Source organism: Enterococcus sp. AZ197 (assembly GCF_050556405.1).
GTDB lineage: Bacteria > Bacillota > Bacilli > Lactobacillales > Enterococcaceae > Enterococcus > Enterococcus faecalis.
The window spans coordinates 1,565,034-1,584,791 of the sequence record NZ_CP187873.1; the positions used below are offsets into that span (position 1 = coordinate 1,565,034).

A 19,758-nucleotide genomic window follows, 5' to 3' on the forward strand; every position below is an offset into this window, starting at 1 on the left:
TTTTTGTTCCCTCCTATTTTGTTATCAAACTCATAAAGTCTTCCGCTTTGTCACTTGGCACCATTTGAGCAATCAGATGTACACCTTTAGCATTTAAGTCTTTAAAAACCTCAATATCTTGATCGACCACATTGATTGACTTAGTAATCGACCGTGTTTCGTTTGTTTGAGACATGTTCCCAACATTGATTTCTTTAATCGGCACCCCAAGTTCTACTAGTTTTAATAAACGATCTGGTTTCCGTACCACAATTAATAAACGTTGTGAGTCGTATTTTCCTGCTAAAATATTTTGAGCAGCTTTTTCAACTGGTAACACGCTTAGTTTCACGCCAGCTGGTGTTGCTAATTTCAAGCCACTTTTTTCAATGGCATTCCCTGCAACCTCATCATCAACGACCATAATTCTGGAAATATTCAATTTTGTCGCCCATAAATTTGCCACTTGTCCATGAATCAAACGTCCATCAATTCTTACGCCAATAATACTCATTGTAATCCCTCTTTCATTTCTTTATATAGTGATTCTTTTACTAACTGAATTTCTGGTTGGTACGTTCCTTCCGTTTCAAAAATGACGATCTCATTTTGCCCTTCTTTTAATAATCCTTTGGGAATATATAAGGAAAGCGTGGGACCAACATTCCAGAAACGACCAAGATTGGTTTGGTTAACAAAAACAATTCCTTTGCCAAATTTAGAAACATCAATAAATGTATCTTTCACTTCTGCTAACTCCACATGATACTGGTAAAAGCTTGGTTGATCAGGCTGCCATTCTCTTGAATAGTCTACCTGTTCACAGCTTGTCATAGGTAAACAATATTGTTGCCATTGCGTCATAAAATGTAAATCTGCCATGACACCCGTTCGAATCCCTTTTTTCTGAGTATCTGCAAATAGTTTATGCCCGTAATTGACACGACCCATATTTTCCATTAAAATATCGATTTGATTATTCTCTTGCGGCAGTGTAACGTAAATATCTTCGCCAATTTCCGTTTGATATTGCGTTGCTTGATGTACCTGATTGACAAATAATTGCAGACGATCACGACCGTCAATCACTCTTAGCTTTTCTTCTGCAGCATCTTTTTCAATGCTTGTTCGGTAAAGAAGATAGCCGGTATTTTGTCCTAATTGTTCCATGGTTTGCGGATAAACGCTGACCACTGGCTGACTAATCGTTTCTAAAGTCGCAAACAAACTCACTTTGTTTGTTAAAGGAATTGCTGTTTGCGCAAAAGAATCTTTTACTAGTGGTTCAGCTTGTGGTAACGCAGGGTACTCTTCGTGAAGCATTTTTTGTAACGCAAAATACTTTTCGGTTGGGTTCCCTTGTTCATCCAGTGGCGCATCATAATCATAGGAAGTGATTTGTGGTAAATCAATGGTTCCTCGTGCGGAGCAGCCATTCATAAACCCAAAATTGGTGCCGCCATGAAACATATATAAGTTGATACTGCCTAATGCTAATGCTTCTCTAACTGATTCAGCCAATTCTTGCGGATCTCGTTTAATAATTGGCTCTTTCCAACGATTAAACCAGCCATCCCAAAATTCCATACACATTAGCGGCCATTTTTTACCATGTTCTTCAAAAAAGGCTTGCATCATACCGAAATTTTCTTTGGCTTTTGAGCCAAAATTCCCAGTTACTAAAATATCATCTTCAATCATGCTGCCTGCCCGCAATGTTGCGCGCCATGGCCCGTCAGAAGTAAAAAATGGTGCTGTCACGCCGCGTGCAATCATCAAATCGCGAATCGCCCGTAAATACGCTTTTTCTTCGCCAAATGAACCATATTCGTTTTCGATTTGAATCATTAAAATATTGCCACCGTTAGCAAGTTGATGCGGAACAATTTTTTCCATTAAAACATCATAATATTCCGCAACATGCTTCAGATAGGTTGGATTATTCGAACGCATCCGTCCTGGTTCATTTAATAGCCAGGCTGGAAAACCGCCAAACTCCCATTCTGCACAAATATAAGGAGACGGCCGCACAATCGCATATAGTCCAAGTTCTTGTGCTAATTTTAAAAAGCGCTCCAAATCTAATATTCCCTCAAAATGAAATGTTCCTTTTTGCGGTTCATGTAAATTCCATGGTACATATGTCTCAACTGTATTGAAGCCTAAAGCTTTCAAGTTATAAAGTGAATGATACCAATCTGAGGGATCTACACGAAAATAATGAATGGCGCCTGATAAAATTTTAAATGGTTGACCATTTAAAAGAAACTCCTCTTTAATTTCAAATCTGTCCACATTGCCACCCTTTCTAGTAAACGCTTTCAATTACTGGATAATTGCTAAATAAAGAAAGATCTTTATTTAGCAATTTCAACTACTTGGATGTTCATAAGATGTTTCTTCACGTTCTCTACGTCTACATGCCCAGTCATTCTTTCTTGGGCATTAGCTATTCCAGCCGCCATGCCCCATTTTAGCAGTTCGGCAGCTGGGGCATCCTTGGCTAGTCCATATGCAAGACCAGCAATGGTTGCATCTCCTGAACCAACAGGATTTTTAGCTTGAATCGTTGGAATTTTTACACGATAGAATTGATCGTGATGTTTGGCAATTGCACCATCTTTTCCTAAAGATACGACAATCCATTCAATTCCCGCAAACATTGGTTTTGTTAAAGCTGTTTGTACAGCTGCTAATGGATTTTCTGAAAAATCTTGCTCTAGCAATCCTTCTAGTTCCTCTAAATTAGGTTTAATTAAATACGGTTTCCATGGTCCTTGAAGAACTTGCCTTAAACTATCACCAGAAGTATCTAGTAGCACTTTAACCTCTTGTGCTTGAGCTTTTTGAACTAATTCTTGATAAAAATTTGTTGGTAATCCTTTCGCTAAACTGCCAGAAATTGTGACAATTTCTGCTTGCTTAATTAATTGATCGAAATTTTCAAGGAAGTTACTGATTTCTTCTGGGGAAACAGTTGGTCCAGCTTCTAAAATTTCAGTTTGATTCCCCTCGTGCAAAATCGCAATCGAATCACGTGTTTCTTCTTTGATTGACGTAAATGCTTGGGGGATGTTTGCTTTCTTTAACTCATTTGCAATAAACGCCCCATGAAAACCACCAAGAACGCCGGTAGCGATAACATCTCCACCTAAATCATGAATAACGCGAGTGACATTTAGTCCTTTGCCACCAGGGGTTTTGGTCACCTGACTGGTCCGATTAACGGTATCAAGCTTTAGATGATCTAATAGGTAGGAGATGTCAATTGACGGATTCATTGTTACTGTTACTATCACAGCTATGCCTCCCAATTACCCTTCGTTTACTTGAACTTTCGCATGCCAAGAGCTGGCGGTTGCTGCGATGACTTCATTTAAACTTTCAATGTTTTCTCGGCCTTCTGTTTTTAACCAATCACAAGCCGCAGTTTCTCCTGCTTCAACGAAAGGTTTCACGCCATTTTTCCACGTAGCTCGGCCACATAAAACACCATTAAATGTAGAACCAGCTTCTTTAGCGAAACGTAGTGTTTCTTGGAATAGCTCTGTTGAGACACCGGCACTTAAAAAGATGAATGGTAAATCAGTGGCTTGACTTTGTTCTAAGAAATAATTCGCCGCTTCCTCTTTTGTATACGCTGTTTCAGCCGGCGCAAAACCTTCTACAAAATTCATATTAACTGGAACTTCCACTTTCAATACATCTACTTTATATTGGGGTTTAGAAAATTCTTTCATCATTTCATTCACTTTATGCGGTTTAACTTTTGCATATTCTAAAGAAGTCGCATCTGCTATTTGTGCATCATAAGAAACTAATTCTAAGTAAAATGGTAGGTCTTCTTCTGCACATTCACTTCCTAAGCGTTCAATGAATACATGTTTTTGATGATTGATTTCTGGATCCTCATCCACATCATAGTATAGTAAAAATTTAATCGCATCTGCGCCTTCTTCTTTCAAGCGTAAAACAGACCAATCTGCTAGTAAATCAGGCAATCGTCCCGGAGTTGTTGCATCATAGCCCGTTTTTTCATAAGCGAGTAACAATCCAGCCTCGGTATCGCGTGCTTTTGCAGCAGGCAATCCATATTCTGGATCCAATAAAATGGCAGACGCATAAGGTGTCAATTCTTTCGAGACTAATTCTTTAAACGTTTCAATTTGTGCATCAGTTGGCTCTACATCTAGCGCTTTGATCATTTTTTTCAAGGCACCTCGTTGATCAATGGCTAATGCGCTAATGATTCCTTCTTGGGTTGACAAACGATCCATTGCCGCTTTTTTTCCAGCTGTTAACGTAAGCATAGTTCCTCCTCCAAATGTTGTATTATTTATAGTCATAAATCGTTACGCCTTTAACCACACGATTCACTGTACCTGTCGGTGAAGGGGTATCCGGTTTATTTCCAACTTTAATAGATGTTAAAAGTGCGACTGTTTGGGCTACCATGATATCTGCTAATGCTAAATAGCCATCAGGTAATAGAGCAGTTTCTGCGGAATATTCAATAGTTGAACCTGAGAAATTACGTTTGCCAGGTTGAGCAATCGCAAAAACACCCGCCGCAATTTCGTCACCGTGAACTTCTTCTAAGATATCCAAGTCATAATCTCTTGTGTATGGTGTATTATTAACAAAACCAAACATTATTGTTTTTTCATTAATAAATGATTTTGGTCCATGACGGAAGCCCATAGAAGAGTCAAAAATTGTGGCAACTTTGCCGGCTGTTAGTTCTAAAATTTTCAATTGCGCTTCTCTTGTCAAACCAGCTAAACTTCCAGAACCAACATAAACAATTCGTTCAAAATCAAGGTTAACAATTTCATTTAATTCTTCTTCACGGGATAGCACTTCTTCACCTAATTTAATTAGAGCGGTTACATAATCTTGTTTTTGCTCAAAGGCTGTTTGATCAAAGAGTAGTAATGTACCCAAGGTCATGCAAGAAAAGCTACCAGTCATCGCAAAACCACCATCATTGGAACGTGTTGGCATTAAGAATAAAAAGCTGTTTTCTTCTTTTTGGCTTATTTGTGCCAGTTGTCCTTCTTCGGCACAAGTAATCGCTAAATGATGAATTGTTTCAACCACTTGATTAGCTACTTCAACTGCCGCTAAACTTTCAGGACTATTTCCACTTCTTGCAAACGAAACTAACAATGTTGGTTCGTCTTTAATCAAATAATCTTCTGGTTTGGCCACAATATCCGTTGTCCCAATACTTTCGAATGAAAAGGCTTGTGTGTCGCCGTGTGCTCGGAGATAAGGTACAACCGTATCACCGACATATTGCGAAGTCCCTGCTCCTGTAAAAATTACTCTTGTGCGTTTTCCTTGCGCTTTGGCCTGGACTTCTTTTAAAAAGTTTTCCAAAGCTGTTTGATTTTCATGATAAAGTGTCACGGTTTCTTGCCAAAGCTCAGGTTGCTGACGAATTTCACGTGTCGTGATTTCCGCTCCTAGTTGTTCTAGTTCTTCTTTTTCTGCTGTAAACATACTTAACTCTCCTAACTATTCCGAATATGGCGTATCTGATAATGAAATTGATCTGCTCGCGCCACACTCAACGTAAATTCAATAATTTCATTTTTCATGTTATATGTCTGGCGTGCTAAATGAAGGACTGGCGCTCCTTCCGGAATCATCAATAATTTGGCATCTTCTTTTGACGCAATGCTAGCGTATAATTCTTCATCAGCTAAACGAACGGTTTGCTTAAAATCTTCCGAAAATAGATCATATAATGGTTTGCTACGTAGTAATTGATCCGTGAGTGATAAGAAAAATTTCACAGGCAAGTATGTGTCTTCAACCATTAATGGCTCGTTATCAGCAATCCGCAACCGACTTAATTTAAAAACTGCCTCTCCTAACGAAAGATTCAAATGCTGACAAATAAATTTATCCGCTTCCAATTTTTCGAAGGATAATATACGGGTATGTGGTTTTCGACCCAGCCCTTTCATTTGTTCTGTAAAACTATATGCGCCAGCTAAATCAGCGGCCTCTTTTTTTATATCTGAAACAAATGTTCCTTTGCCATGACGACGATAGATGGAACCTCTATTTTCTAGTTCTTGTAGCGCTAACCGGACCGTCGTCCGACTCACTCCATATTGTGCAGTCAATTCACGTTCAGAGGGCAACTTGTCATGAGGAATCATGCATGTTTCGATTCGTTCCTGCAGCAAATCAACAAGTTGATGATACAAAGCTTTGTTTTTAAAGGCATTTTCCATAACTTTCTCCTTTACCCTAACTGGTTATAACCACAAACCAATAGTACGGTGGTTTTTTTTATTTTGTCAATAAAAAGTATTAATAAATATCTTCATACCGCTATAACCTTGAAATGATAACGTTTACATTTTTTTATTTTTCTTTATTGTAATATTTTTTTCCTAAAGAAATCATTTTTTTATAAAAAACCATCCTTAAATATGATACCAGTTGCTGGCTTTATTTTAAATAGACAAAAAAGAGTATGAGACAAAAATCACTTTAGATTTTTGTCTCATACTCAAAATCTGAAAAACAGTTCTATCCCGACTTCTTCGTTTCTATTGTTTGGTTCTGGCAACAACTAACAAGTAACTGATTTTACGAAATCCATGACAATATTCATTATTGAGCATATTCAATCCTTCTGCTAATTTTCGTATAAGATAAATATTGATTGAATGTGTTGACACAACGAAAGGCCGTCCTATTCGCATATTGATCATAATAACGCTTGGTATACCACTGAAATTCTTTCGTCCAAGGTTTGACATGGCCAGTAAAGTGGATAATGGATGGTGCTCTTCTCGTTTCTTCATATTGTTTTTCTCCATAAATAGTTGGATGTTTTTTCGCTTTTGACAGAATATAACCTTGGGCGTTCCACTTAGGATGCAACAGGGTCCAACGGTCGTGTAAAACCGCATTCAATGCATCTTGATCATGGAAACGTAATTTATCTGGATTTTCTTCAATAAATCTTAAGACTTTAGTGGTTACATCTAAATTCAACCATTTTTTAACATCGATTAGCAACAAGCCTGAGTTAAAATAACACATAGATTCTGCAGGAATCGCCATTTTTTCCAAACGTTGATGGAACCCTGCATCTTCAACAGCGGCGATGATATTTTCACCTAAATCAACTGTCCATAATTTTGCGACATCATCTAAGGCAATCATGTCACAATCCATATACAACAGCCGTTCGATCTGGCTTCCTCTAAACAGCTCTGGAATAGCAATCCTGTAGTAAGCTGTTTTGGGAATTCGTTCACTGGTTACAACATTTTTGAAAAAATGGGGGTTGATTTTTAAAAATGTTAACTCTGCATTGATTTGGGTATGTTTAATCGTAAAATACAGTAGTTGCTTGCTTTCAAAATTGATATTGTCATCAATCACATAAAAATGAACAGCTGCCGCTGAAGGACTATTTTCTAAAATTGAAACAAACATAGCAGCAAGATGCGGTACAAAGTTGGTATTGCAACAGGAGACAATCGCTAATTCTTTTCTATTTTCCATTTATTGCACCTACTTTCTTTAACTTGTTTAGATAAAGAGCTGTATAAGGATGATTTTCTAACGTATTCCAGGGTTTATCGTGACCAGTAAAATGAATAATCGCTGGCTCTTGATTTCCCGCTGCATATAATTTTTGGTAAGCCTCATTAGGCGCTTCATGACGATTAAAAACTAAAGACGTCTGCATATTCCATCTTGGTTCTAAAGCTAGCCAATCTTCATAAAGAACGGCGTTTAAAGCATCTTGGTCATGATAGATTATGCGGTCCCCATTTTCTTCTAGATACTGAATTGTTTTTTGCGTGATTGCTTTCTCGTTCCATCGGTCAATATCAATAATCATGACTCCTGAATTAAAATAATAATCGGAGGAACGGATGCCCAAACGTTTCAAAGCATATGCTTGACCAGGATCAATAACCGCGCCAATCGTTTGGTTCACTAATGGCGTATCATACAACTGGACAACATCATCTAAAACAAGCGTATCTGCATCTAAATAAAGAACCTTTTTATAGCTATATTTTTGTAAAAGTGACGGTAAAGAAATGCGTAAGTATGCGGTCGTTGTAATATGATCACTCACTAAAAAATTTTGATAGACTTCTTTGTCTGCTGTTAGAAATTCAACAGTTGCATTTTGTGAGTTACTACTAACCGTTTCTCGGAGTGCTTTTTTGCTAGATAGCGACAGCCCATCATCAATCACATAAAAATGAACAGGTCTCTCCGCATGACAATTTTCTAAAACAGTTGTCATCATTACATTCAAATAAGGAGCATAATTTTCGTCTGAAGCTGTCACAATTGGCACAATCTTCTGATTTTTTCTCATCAAAACCACTCTCCTCTTTTATTTTTATAGCTAAGTTCCTATTCAGAATAGGCCCTGAAAAACTTATCTGCAAATCATATGCTCATTATTTTATAATATAATTATAATAAAAATATATTTTATGGCTATAAAATAATTTTGTTTTCCGTTAACAACTATTAAAAAAACAACATTTCTCTTACTTTATCCTCAAAAATACTATTTATTTAATACTTGTTTTACTAATTTTTTTATCTAGAAATCCGCCTGTTGTATTTTCTGTTGATGGTAATTTTAAAATGTACAGCGAAACTTAATATAAATTCTAAACTGACTTCTTACTCAATAAAAGAGCGAAAAAGCCTGGGACAAAAATCACTTTGGATTTTTGTTCCAGGCTCAAAACCTGATAAATGGCGAGAACAGAACCAATTCCTTCGAAAATAACCGGTTCTTTCCTGACCTCCTTCACTTCATATATGATTCTCTTTCCCTTCCAAAAATTATCCTTCTTAAATGATCTACGGCGTAGTCGGATAATTTTGGACTGTCGTTTGATTGCCATTTTGACTAAACAAGCTGGTTGATTGTGCATTTTTTTGTTTTTCTACTTCTAAGACTTTGTTTTTTTCAAAAGCCACATCATAGTTGTAGTCCTTTGGTTGCACTTCTTGGAATCCTTGTGGTTTATAAAAACGTAAAAGGTTTTCCTGATTTAATTTGTCAGATAAACTTAACGATTTTTTCACCCAATCGTTATCTTTCGTGACTTCTGCTTTTAAATCTGCTGGAACTTGGTCTAATTTTTTCCCTTGATTATTGTAGATTTCCCCACCTAGATACGAAAATTGAGGCGTTACAAAATCGCCATTTCTAAAAGGAACCACTTGTTTATATTGAGGAGATAAAAGGTCCGTGCCAAAATGGATATAATTTTTATCATCGACACCTAAAAGATGGTACAGTGTCGGTAAAACGTCAATTTCCCCACCATATTCGTGCATGATTTTCCCTTGCGTATAGCCTGGCATGTAAAACATCAAAGGTACTCTTTGCAATTGCGCATTGTCATAGTTTGTCCACGTTTTTGGATCGCGGTTGAAGGCTTTACATAAGTCCTTGTTGTTCGCATCTGAAATACCGAAGTGGTCACCATAAATAACAAAAATAGAATGATTGTATAAACTTGTTGTTTGCAAGTAATGGAAAAATTGTTCTAGCGATTGATCCAAATAGTGCGCTGTTCGAACATAATCATCCACAATCGAATTGCCTGTGTTCAATTTAGGAAACGGGAAGTTTTGGTCATCCGTATAATAAGGGGTATGATTGGTCACAGTTAAAAACTTCGCATAGAATGGCTGCTGTAAATGTTCAAGCTCACTAGCTGATTCACGCAACAATTGTTTATCTAAAATACCGTAACCTAGCATTTTGTCATCTTTTGAAAAATATGACCGATCAAAAAAGTATTGATATCCTAAGTTTTTATACACATGGTCTCGATTCCAAAAACTCCCCACATTTCCATGGAAAACAGCGGTTGTATAGCCTTTTTGTCCTAAAACTGCGGGAGCCGCTTCGAAAGTATTGTCTGATCCTAATTGTGTAAAAAGAGAGCCTTGCGGGAGCCCGAATGTTCCTGTTTCCAACATATTCTCCGCATCACTCGTTTTTCCTTGCCCTACTTCATGAAAGAAATTATCAAAACTGATTGTCGCTTTGTTTTGATAGAGCTGATTTAAAAATGGTGTAACCTCTTGGCCTTGGACTTTCATATTAATCAAAAATTGTTGAAAACTTTCTAAATGAATCACAAATACATTTTTTCCTTTGGCAATTCCGGCATACTGTGGATTAAGCGGTAAATTGTTTTGCTTGGTAAATTTCATGATTTCAGGTAATTCGTTTGAACTAGCTTCTGCTCTTACCTCATTTGACATGGCTGTTTTGACACCATCGATGGCTGTGAATGCATCCAAGCCAAGATATTTTACAATATAATTACGGTCAAAAATTCTTTGAAGCAATTGAGGACGATCGGTTTCGCTTAAAAATAAGTTAACCGAAAAGAGCAAGACACTTAAACAACTAATTGAGATCGCCAATCTTCTGTTGATAGGTTTGGTCACAAAGACTTGATGATTCCGTCGCTGTTTAAAAGAGTAAAATACCAAAACGAGCAGTACTAAAGTATCTAGCCAATAAAAGACATCGTGGACTCTCATTAAAGCAAGTAAATCACCAGAAATCCCTTCTGAAACTTTTGAAAAGCCAAAAACAGATTGGATGGTAATAAAGTCAGTGAATTCACGATAAAAAATAATATTCAAATATAAAATTAATGTATTTAAAACATTTAAAAGAGTTAAGCTAAGCATAAATGTTTTATGCTTTTTAAAATACAAACTAAAGCCAAATAATAACAGCGTAGTAGCAACTGGATTGAACCACAAAATTTCTCGTTGGAGACTGCCCTTAACGCCCAATGAGAAATCTAGGTAATACGCCAGAATCGTTTTTGCCCAAAAGAGTAAAACAAAAAATAAAAAGAGTCCTAATCGGTTATTTATTTTTTTCATCTAAGTTTGTCTTCCTTTCCCTTCAAAAAAATCTTGATTTGTTAAAAATAAAACCTAACTCTGCGCAATGACTTTTTCGCTAGCGGAGAATTGGATAAATAACTTAAAAAGATAATCGCAATGGCGCAACATCCAAATAAAAGCCATACGTTTGTAAAAGGTGTTCGAGTAAGCGAACTAGTAATAGGCTTTGTAATTAAAAGACTTGGTAGCGCAACCCCTAAAGAATTGCCAATTTGCTTACATGTCACCGCAATGGCTGCTGCCGTTCCTGACTGAGAAAGTGGCATTCCTTCAATCGCTGTAATGGTAATCGGTGAATTTAACATCCCAAACCCAATGCCTAAAAAGATATAAATAACAAATAAAATAATCATAGGCGTTGTTTTAGTTACAAATAATTGTAAAAAGCTAACAGCCAACATTGAAATACCACAAAGCATAATAGGACGTTTCGTTCCTATTCTCCCTACCATTTCGCCAGCTCTCGGGGCAACAAGAAAACTAACAAAAGCCAAAGGAATGGTTGATAAGCCAGCTTCCAACGGGCTGAAGCCTCTCATCTCTTGCAAATATAGCGTGTTTAAAAATAAATAGCCGTTATATATGATAAAGCCAAAAATAGCTAAAAAAGAAGCCGATGTAAATGGAATAGATAAAAAGAAACGCGGGTTGATTAACGGATTGTCAATGTTATATTCATAAATAAAGAAAATAACAATGGCTAAGCAGCCGATTATCCCAGTACTTAAAATATCTGGCGCGAAAAGCCCTTTTCTAGGTAGTCCGATAATGGAATAGATAGAACTAAATAGAAAAAGAATCATCAATGCTTGACCAACAAAATCATTTTTCGCCGTTTTCTCTACTTTTGACTCAGGTACAAACTTTTGTGTAAGGATAATTGCCGCAGCAATGATCGGTACATTTACAAAAAAGACATATCGCCAGCTAAAATAAGAAACAATTAGTCCGCCAATAATCGGGCCCATGCCTAAGGAAATCCCTGTAACAGAGCCCCACAAGCCAATTGCTTTCGCTCGTTCTAACTTTTCGGTAAATACCTGTGTAATAATAGACATTGCTACCGGATTTAACATAGAACCACCAATCCCTTGCAACATGCGAAACGCGATCAATTGCCCTGGGGTTTGCGAAATCCCACATAGGAAAGACGCTAAACCAAAACAGGCTAAGCCCAATTGAAGGACTCGTTTACGGCCAATTCGGTCTGCTGTAGACCCAGATAACAATAATAAGGATGCTACCATTAAAGTGTAGCCATCTGTTACCCACTGTAATGTAGACAGATTCGTGTGAAAATCACTTTGAATGGATGGTAACGCCACATTGACAACCGTAACATCCATGGTCACTACAAACAAACTCATGCAACAAGTATACAAAATAACTTTTTTTCTATCGATCATAAAAACAGTCCTTTCTAGCAACTACATAAAACAGGAAAAGCAACAATGACACTTAAACTTCTAACGACACAGTTATCGCAAGTACTCACGTATCAACAGTTCTTTATATTCCTTGCCATTTAGTTATTTTATACTTAAAAAAATAAATCTTTAGATAGCCAAACTATACACCAGAACCCCTTTAAATTGAACCGTAATAGATACGATTTATCGATTCTTAAGTTATTAAATAATTGAACATTCCGTTCAGAAATATCGAACAGCCCCATAATTGAGCATCTCTTTTAAACAATGAACAACAAAAATAGCCTTATCCGCAGCAGAAGTAAATCTAAGCGAATAAAGCTATTTTTGGTAACTATTCCAAAGTAATTTTAATGGCTAAGTCTCTAGCAACTTTTGTAAAGTTGCCTTGATTTGACCAGGTTGGACAAAAACCGAACTGGAAACATTTCGGTATAAATAAAATTTTTGTTTTCGTTCAATCGGTAAAAAGAAGAGTTTAGAATCAATTTCCTGCAGTTGTTCTTTCCGAAGAGAGATCACCGCATAAACTCCTTTACTTTTTTCAATGAGACGAGTAAGCATCAACGTATCGTAGCAACAAACAAGCGGACTTGTTAATTGCAACATTTCTAGCACACTCTTGGTAGCTTCTAAATGATCTAAGTGATGAGGCAAAAATAGAAATGGATAGTTGGTCAAACAGCTGAAGCCTTCTTCCTCAATTTCTTGTTTAATTTCTCTTGAAACACAAAGATACATTTTTAGTTCAATTAATTGTTCTTTCTTTAAAACTGGACTATTCACATCTGCAGAAGTAATCACAAAATCCAACTCATGATTCTCCAATTTATTCAATAACTCAAACGATGAACCATGGTAACATTCCCAAAAACGATTCAGTTGATCCTCATTTTCTGTCACTTTATACATCAAGGACGTATTTCCAAAACCTAAACGCATCACTGGATTCTCAATCATTTCATGCAAATTAAGTTTCATTTTCTTAGCCTCGTTTAAAATGATATATACAGATTGGACGATTTTATCACCATAGGAATTTAACGTCAAAGAATTACCGTTACGGTCAAAAAGTAAATGGCCCAATTCACTTTCCAAATCTTTTAATGACGCACTTAAGGTTGATTTACTAACATGGAGTTCAGAGGCTGCTTTGGAAATACTATTATATTTTGCAATGGTATAAAAATATTCTAATTTTTCAATAGTCATCTTTTGTCATCCCTTTTATTCAAATTCATTTGCCCACGCAACCTGTTCAAAACACGCCTCACTCTTTATCAATAGCGTAGTTATTTTTGCTCTAATAAGCTATGTCCATCTTGTTATTTTTCTATAACTAATAGCAGATGGATATGAAAGTGCCTTTGGTAAAACTTTTTCTCGGAAATAGCATGAACATTCACAACAAATTCAGCTTATTAAAAAAGGCGTCTAGCTTTTTGTATTTTACGCAAATTTACTTAAGAAATTCCATTTCAATTCTTCTCTAAAAAAGGTAAGATGGACACAACAAATGTTTCAGTTTCCATGCCCATTTACTTTAAGGTTCAGCGTTATCTACTAAGTATGAAGACTGTCAAAGAAAGGTTAGGTACTCCCAATGAAAATCAACTATTTAGGTACGGGTGCAGCAGAACGGATTCCAGGAATTTTTTGTAATTGTAAATTATGTAAGTACGCTCGAGAGAAAAAAGGACGAGAAATTCGTACACAAACTCAATTAATTATTGATGATGTCCTGCTGATTGATTTTCCAGGGGATTCTTATTTACACCTGTTGCAGTATGACTTGTGTTTTGCAGACTTTAACTCTTTACTAATCTCTCATTGGCATTCCGATCATTTTTACGGCGAGGATTTGGCTTATCGAATGTCTGGTTATGCATTAGATATTCCCAATCGTTTAACTGTTTACGGAAATGAAGCAGTTAAGACGTTTTATCAGCGCTCCTTTGATTTAGAAGGTCGTCAAGACGATACCCGATTACATTATCAGGTTATTCAGCCCTACAAATGTTTTACTATTGCGAACTATACGATTTATCCCCTTCCTGCACAACATGGAAATTTCAGTGAAGATTGTTTTATTTTCGTTATAGACGATGGTAAAGATGCTTTTTTAACCACCCATGATACAGGTTACTTTACGTCAGAAATGTTTGAATATCTTGAAAAGAGCCACTTACTTCTTAGTATTGTTTCTTTAGATTGTACTAGTCAAACAAACGAAACTGGCAATAGTCATATGAATTGGGAAGAAAATTTAAAATTAATTGCAGAATTAAAAGAAAGAAAACTCGTCACAGATAAAACGATTTACGTTGCCAACCATTTTTCTCACAATGGCGGCTTGTCTTATGCGGAGATGGCGGCTTTATCTCAAAAGCATGAAATCATTACGAGTTATGATGGGTTAGAAATACTAACTTAATCGGATTATTTGCCTTCTTTTCAGCACTATTATATGCTTTTAACCGATAATTACAAGGTACTTTTATCGTAACTTACACTATCTTAAAAAACAAAAATACTCGAAATTTCCCGTGATTCTGGAAATTCCGAGTATTTTTATGGTTCTTTACGCTGCTGGCACAGCGGATAAACGTTTATTTTCTTCTTCATTCACTCGATTGACAATAAAGTTATAATTCACTTCATTTAGTCTTTGACCATGATTTCCTGTTTGCTTAATGCCACCATTGGAATGAACACCAACTACTTCAAACTGAGCATTATAGATTGGTGAACCAGATTGACCACCTGTTGTATCGATATCATAAAATAGTAATGGATTTTCTAAGTCTGTAAAGTTAGATGTAAACAAATCATTTTCATGAGACCATTGTGTGTGGTTTTTCTCACCTGGATAGCCTGATATTGTTACATGGGTATCTGAAGATTCAAACTTTTTCAAAACAAATGGCGTTAAAATTTCTCCCAACTCTGGGCCATCTGGACGATCGTTTTGTTTGCCGACAGTCACTACCGCAATATCCGCATTCGGGGAAAAAGCTACATCAATCACTTTGAATTTGCCAAATGGTGTCGCACTGCCATCTCGACCTGGATAAAACCAAGCATCATCTTTGGCATTCGGATTTAATACTTTGGCATTCTTAAAACTTTCAGCCACATGATTATTGGTGACAATTGTATTGGTTCCAACAACAAAGCCTGTTCCTAAAGAAATATAGCCTGGTTTACTGGCAGGGGAAATGATTCTTCCGATTGACGCAAAAGGCGCTTCGGTTGTATCTGCTACTTCTTGTCTTCTGTCCTCAGGGTCCAGTAACGATCTTTTTTGTCGCGAATGACTTTCGGCAGGAACGATATACTCTTCTGCATTTGCAGACAGGCTAAAACCGGCGATCAAAGTTACTAAAATCAGAAACAAAAAACCAGCACTAATTTTTCGTATGGAGAACTTTTTCATAAGATTATGCCACTCCTTATCCATTTTTATTTAATTGGGGAATTTTTTTCATTCATTGACCAGAACAGATTCACTTGGTTGATTTACTTGAATATCCTCTTTAGCTCCGATTCCGGCAGAGTTAAAGGCTGCTGACACCACTGAAGCTGCTTCATCGCCATATTGAACTTTTGCAGCAGCAAGCATCGCATCACGAGCATCACTGAATTGTGCTTTAGGTGTTAAGTAATTTACTAACGAGCTGTAGAAAATAGTCTGTGCTTTTTCAATGCCTAAGTTCTGGATAATGGTGTAACCAATCCGATTAATAATTCCACTATTATAATGAACACCGCCTTGATCATAATAAGGCGTTCCTTTATACCGTGCTCGATCGTCGTATTGAGCCATGGTTTCTGGTTGTCCGTGTTTACTTGGGGTTTGTAAATTTCGAATACCTGTTTTTCGGTCAACACTCTGAGTATCCGCACCAATTTCTGGATTAGATGCACCCGAAATAATATAACCCATCAAATCAGAATAAGATTCATTCAAGGCACCTGATTGTCCTAAATATTCTAAACCGGCAGTATGTTCCGTCACACCATGTGTCATTTCATGACCAACTACATCTAAAGAGGAAGCATACGTTTTTCCTGTTGGTGTACTTGTTTCACCATAACGCATTGCTTTTCCATCCCAAAAAGCATTGTCATAAGCATCTGGATGTTGTTCATCAACAACTGACAAGATGGGCATCCCTCGATCATCAATACTGTGTCGTTGGAAATGATCTTCATAATATGTTTTCACAAATTTTCCATGCGTATAGGCGTCAACAGCATTCTGATTTAATGCTGCTAGTGATGGTGCTTGAATAATAGAATAATTATTTTTGCCATCAACTACTGCATGGTAAACCCCTGTGTTATCCGTTCCGTGTAAAGCAATTCCCGTATTGCTTTTTTCAACTGGTACATTAAACGCTACTTGAAAAGAGTTTTTTAACGTTACTTCGCTACCGACATGTTCCGTTAAATCTTGTTTTTCCATAATTGTTCCATCTGTAGCGTTCACTTTATAAACCAATGATACGGGGTCACCAGTTGGTGAAGAAGTTACTCTGACTTTATAAAATAATTGCCCTTCATTATTTACACGTTTGTCAATAGCTAAAAAGACAAGATCTTTATTTTCCGGATTATCAGAAGCAATAATTTTTTTAACTCCTTCTTCACCGATTGCATCAACCGATTGAATTTTCACTACTTGATCAACTGGATTTCCTGTAACACTTGTTACTGCACCATTTTTATCTAAATGAATAATCACATTATCCGAATCAACAGTAACGCCTTCCGTTTGCTTTTCTAACTTAAGATGCTTCATCCCCCACGCATCTTCTTTTCGATCTACAACCGTATATTGTTCAGCAGCTGCCTCAGAAATTGCCTCCTTTTCCAACTTCGATAAAACTGTTGAAACTTCACTTTCTGAATAAACTTGTTCTTCTGCGGCTACAAAAAGTGAAGAAAATAGACATGAACTTCCAACAAAGATGCCTGTACCTAAAATGTATAAAATTTTATTTCCCTTCATCAAACAATTAACTCCTTCCCCAGTTTCCTTTTATTTCTTTTCCCAACAAAAGTATTGCTTTATCCTCCCTAATTTTTCCCGTTAAACGACCGCCCCTTTCCCTGCGTAAATATTTGTTGCTATTTTCATTATAGACAACTACCTAACCGGCACTATCTAAATTCCTTAATCAGCCGACATTTTTCCCTGTATTGCCCCTCATAACTCAATACCATAGCAAAAAAGTTGTTAACAAATTCATTCGTTAACAACTTTTTTACTATTATGATTTTTTTCAATAATTAAATGTTGAGTAACCGATCCTTCATTGAAGGACGTTTGCAAATCAAATTGATCTGAAAAATCAACAATTTCTTTTACATATAACAATCCCCAACCGTGCTCTTCTGGGTTACTTTTAGAACTAAATTTGGTTTTCTTCATAACCTTAAAATCAAATTCGGCTTGTACACTATTTGTTATCACAAACTCTTGTGTTTCATTTTTATTGAAAATTGAGATAGCGAACATTTTCAATTCTGATTTTGCACTGTTTTCAATCGCGTTATCTAATAGAATAGCCAACAAACGAATCACAACCACTAAGTCGATTGATGTATCAAGAATAAATACTTCTGGCACATCAACAATCACTTTTAGTTTTGCTTGCTTTGCGGTATTAATTTTCATACTTATGAGTGCCTTAAGTTCCATATTTTTCAAACGATTTAACTTCATAAGTTCAAATTCTTCATTATCAATAATTTTTTTGGTTGGTGCAATCGTTTCTTCATAAATTCTTTTGATTTCCAGAATATCTTCGTATGAAATAGCAATTTGTAAACTATACAATAAATTTTTATAATCATGACGAAACATCGCTAGCTCTTCGTTAATGGATTCTATTTTTTCAGTATAAATCGTTAAATTATTCAATAATTGAGTGTTGATACGTTGTTCTTCCAAATAAGCTTCAATGACTAAGCCAATCAGAATTAAAAATAAACCTACACTTATTAATAACTCCAATTTAGAACTATTTACCGTGACAAATCCTCGCATAAAGTCAGGTGAAATCTCTGGCGAAATCAAAAACACAAAAAGTAACAACAGAATCAACAATAAAAGTAAACAACCAAAAAAAATTCGGCTATTTTCTAACACACGATTTAATCTTAAAAAAACACTATTGGGAATTTTTAAAGCAATCCAGATATTTATAAGCAACAGAAGAACATTTGAGGCAATCCATAATAATTTATTTTGATAAATCTGTTGAAAAAAAACACTTAAAATCGTTTGCTCCGTGTAATTGATAAACGAAACCATAAGCAATGTAAAAACGGATAAAAATATCGCTTTAAAAATTGAGAACCTCTTTTTGTGAATGAGTAAAAATCCTGTAAAAATAACGACTGTCAGCGCATAAATCAACCAAGAGTAGCCCAACATTAATGCCGCAAACGAACAAAGATTAATGACAATAAGCAATGAAAGTAACGGTATTTTACATTCAATCTTGATCAATGTTACTCGTAAAAAGACAAAAACGATAAAGCTAGATGCCAGCAAAACGTTAGTAGCTAATAACAACAAAATCATTTTTCAATATTCTTTTTAGGTTTTTCAGTTTGTCCCATCCATTGTCCAAATATATTGGGCGAATTTTGATTTAATCTAGGCTTAGTTCCCACACCATCACTAACTTTTGCAACTCTTTTTTCAATAACATTTTTAATTATTTTTTTACCAAATTTCATAAAAACACTTCCTTCAATTAAATTTTTTGTTACAGGGAGTATCATCAGACCTTGGATGACGAGACCGTAGAGTATTACTGAAGCAATCTTTTCTTTGACAAACAGACTACATAAAATAAGTAAACACACCCTTATAAGGCTTTGCTTTTTGAGCACGTTTAAATCAGATGGCTGAACAGGTTCGATTGCTGTTCCTTGTGGCGCATACCAATAAAATAATACGACTAAGAGGCAAATCAATAAAATTTTATAAATAAACGGTAAGCTCACAGAAGAATTTTTCAATACAAATGGTATGGCAACATAGATAACAATGCTTTCTAGACGACAGAGCCATTTGGTTTTTGCATGCCAGCCACCTGCGACAGGCCGTAAAAAAATCAGTACGACGTATACAATAAAGGTTTCGCTTAACGTCCCAAATAAAACTGATAAAATCAGAATCATCAGAAAATTAAATAAGCCAGAAAAATAAACGGTTAGATAATACTTTGTCCATTGTGTTTTTCCTGATTGATCTTCCTGATCCATATCCATAATATTTTTTAGAATCCAATCGATTAGCATATCGCCCTCCTCTTCAAGTATTGCACTAAATTATAACGAATATAGCGACTAATAGATAGATAATTCCTTAATT

General features: G+C 36.0%; 16 protein-coding genes. 1 reads left to right on the forward strand and 15 read right to left on the reverse strand.

From position 1 onward, the window contains the following. Positions 1-13: 13 nt before the first annotated feature. The 11 genes from IGK82_RS07675 to IGK82_RS07725 form a co-directional block, all read right to left on the reverse strand. Complete coding sequence (locus IGK82_RS07675) at positions 14-493, reverse strand: PTS system mannose/fructose/N-acetylgalactosamine-transporter subunit IIB (RefSeq protein WP_002410586.1); 480 nt, start codon at positions 491-493, stop codon at positions 14-16. Beyond that, entirely contained in the window at positions 490-2,304 is a 1,815-nt protein-coding gene (locus IGK82_RS07680; RefSeq protein WP_185066734.1) for a glycoside hydrolase family 35 protein, read from the reverse strand. The genes IGK82_RS07675 and IGK82_RS07680 overlap by 4 nt, the downstream gene beginning before the upstream one ends. Positions 2,305-2,336: 32 nt before the next feature. After that, positions 2,337-3,278 carry a hexose kinase gene (locus tag IGK82_RS07685; protein ID WP_010708733.1) on the reverse strand — a complete coding sequence of 314 codons (942 nt, stop codon included), beginning with the start codon at positions 3,276-3,278 and terminating at the stop codon, positions 2,337-2,339. A gap of 15 nt (positions 3,279-3,293) precedes the next feature. Continuing rightward, entirely contained in the window at positions 3,294-4,289 is a 996-nt protein-coding gene (lacD, locus tag IGK82_RS07690; RefSeq protein ID WP_002357245.1) for a tagatose-bisphosphate aldolase, read from the reverse strand. 22 nt (positions 4,290-4,311) lie between these two features. Next, positions 4,312-5,484 carry an SIS domain-containing protein gene (gene agaS, locus IGK82_RS07695; protein ID WP_002357242.1) on the reverse strand — a complete coding sequence of 391 codons (1,173 nt, stop codon included), beginning with the start codon at positions 5,482-5,484 and terminating at the stop codon, positions 4,312-4,314. Between the two features lie 11 nt (positions 5,485-5,495). After that, the gene (locus tag IGK82_RS07700) at positions 5,496-6,227 is read right to left on the reverse strand and encodes a GntR family transcriptional regulator (RefSeq protein ID WP_002360115.1); all 732 of its coding nucleotides are present in this window, start codon (positions 6,225-6,227) and stop codon (positions 5,496-5,498) included. Between the two features lie 385 nt (positions 6,228-6,612). Beyond that, complete coding sequence (locus IGK82_RS07705; RefSeq protein WP_002382420.1) at positions 6,613-7,515, reverse strand: glycosyltransferase family 8 protein; 903 nt, start codon at positions 7,513-7,515, stop codon at positions 6,613-6,615. Then, on the reverse strand, positions 7,505-8,350 hold the full coding sequence (locus IGK82_RS07710; protein WP_010709495.1) for a glycosyltransferase family 8 protein: 846 nt from the start codon (positions 8,348-8,350) through the stop codon (positions 7,505-7,507). The genes IGK82_RS07705 and IGK82_RS07710 overlap by 11 nt, the downstream gene beginning before the upstream one ends. A gap of 500 nt (positions 8,351-8,850) precedes the next feature. Continuing rightward, positions 8,851-10,911 carry an LTA synthase family protein gene (locus tag IGK82_RS07715; RefSeq protein WP_002361977.1) on the reverse strand — a complete coding sequence of 687 codons (2,061 nt, stop codon included), beginning with the start codon at positions 10,909-10,911 and terminating at the stop codon, positions 8,851-8,853. 41 nt (positions 10,912-10,952) lie between these two features. Beyond that, positions 10,953-12,341 (reverse strand): MFS transporter, encoded by a 1,389-nt coding sequence (locus IGK82_RS07720; protein WP_010712556.1) that lies wholly within the window; start codon positions 12,339-12,341, stop codon positions 10,953-10,955. A 381-nt stretch (positions 12,342-12,722) separates the two neighbouring features. Beyond that, positions 12,723-13,577, reverse strand: a complete 855-nt coding sequence (locus IGK82_RS07725; RefSeq protein WP_002361978.1) for a LysR family transcriptional regulator — start codon at positions 13,575-13,577, stop codon at positions 12,723-12,725. Between the two features lie 391 nt (positions 13,578-13,968). Between IGK82_RS07725 and IGK82_RS07730 the strand changes: the two genes are divergently transcribed. Continuing rightward, positions 13,969-14,799, forward strand: coding sequence for an MBL fold metallo-hydrolase (locus IGK82_RS07730; protein ID WP_010709497.1), 831 nt, complete (start codon positions 13,969-13,971; stop codon positions 14,797-14,799). 147 nt (positions 14,800-14,946) lie between these two features. Here the strand turns inward: IGK82_RS07730 and sprE are convergent, their stop codons facing one another. The 4 genes from sprE to IGK82_RS07750 form a co-directional block, all read right to left on the reverse strand. After that, positions 14,947-15,801, reverse strand: coding sequence for a serine proteinase SprE (gene sprE / locus IGK82_RS07735; RefSeq protein WP_002364098.1), 855 nt, complete (start codon positions 15,799-15,801; stop codon positions 14,947-14,949). 48 nt (positions 15,802-15,849) lie between these two features. Further along, on the reverse strand, positions 15,850-17,382 hold the full coding sequence (gelE, locus tag IGK82_RS07740) for a M4 family metallopeptidase coccolysin (RefSeq protein WP_002374632.1): 1,533 nt from the start codon (positions 17,380-17,382) through the stop codon (positions 15,850-15,852). 234 nt (positions 17,383-17,616) lie between these two features. Further along, a complete protein-coding gene (fsrC, locus tag IGK82_RS07745; RefSeq protein WP_010709499.1) occupies positions 17,617-18,960 on the reverse strand; it encodes a sensor histidine kinase FsrC in 1,344 nt (447 codons plus the stop codon). Further along, positions 18,957-19,685 (reverse strand): accessory gene regulator AgrB, encoded by a 729-nt coding sequence (locus IGK82_RS07750; RefSeq protein WP_002377181.1) that lies wholly within the window; start codon positions 19,683-19,685, stop codon positions 18,957-18,959. Before IGK82_RS07750 ends, fsrC begins: the two co-directional genes overlap by 4 nt. Between the last annotated feature and the right edge of the window lie 73 nt (positions 19,686-19,758).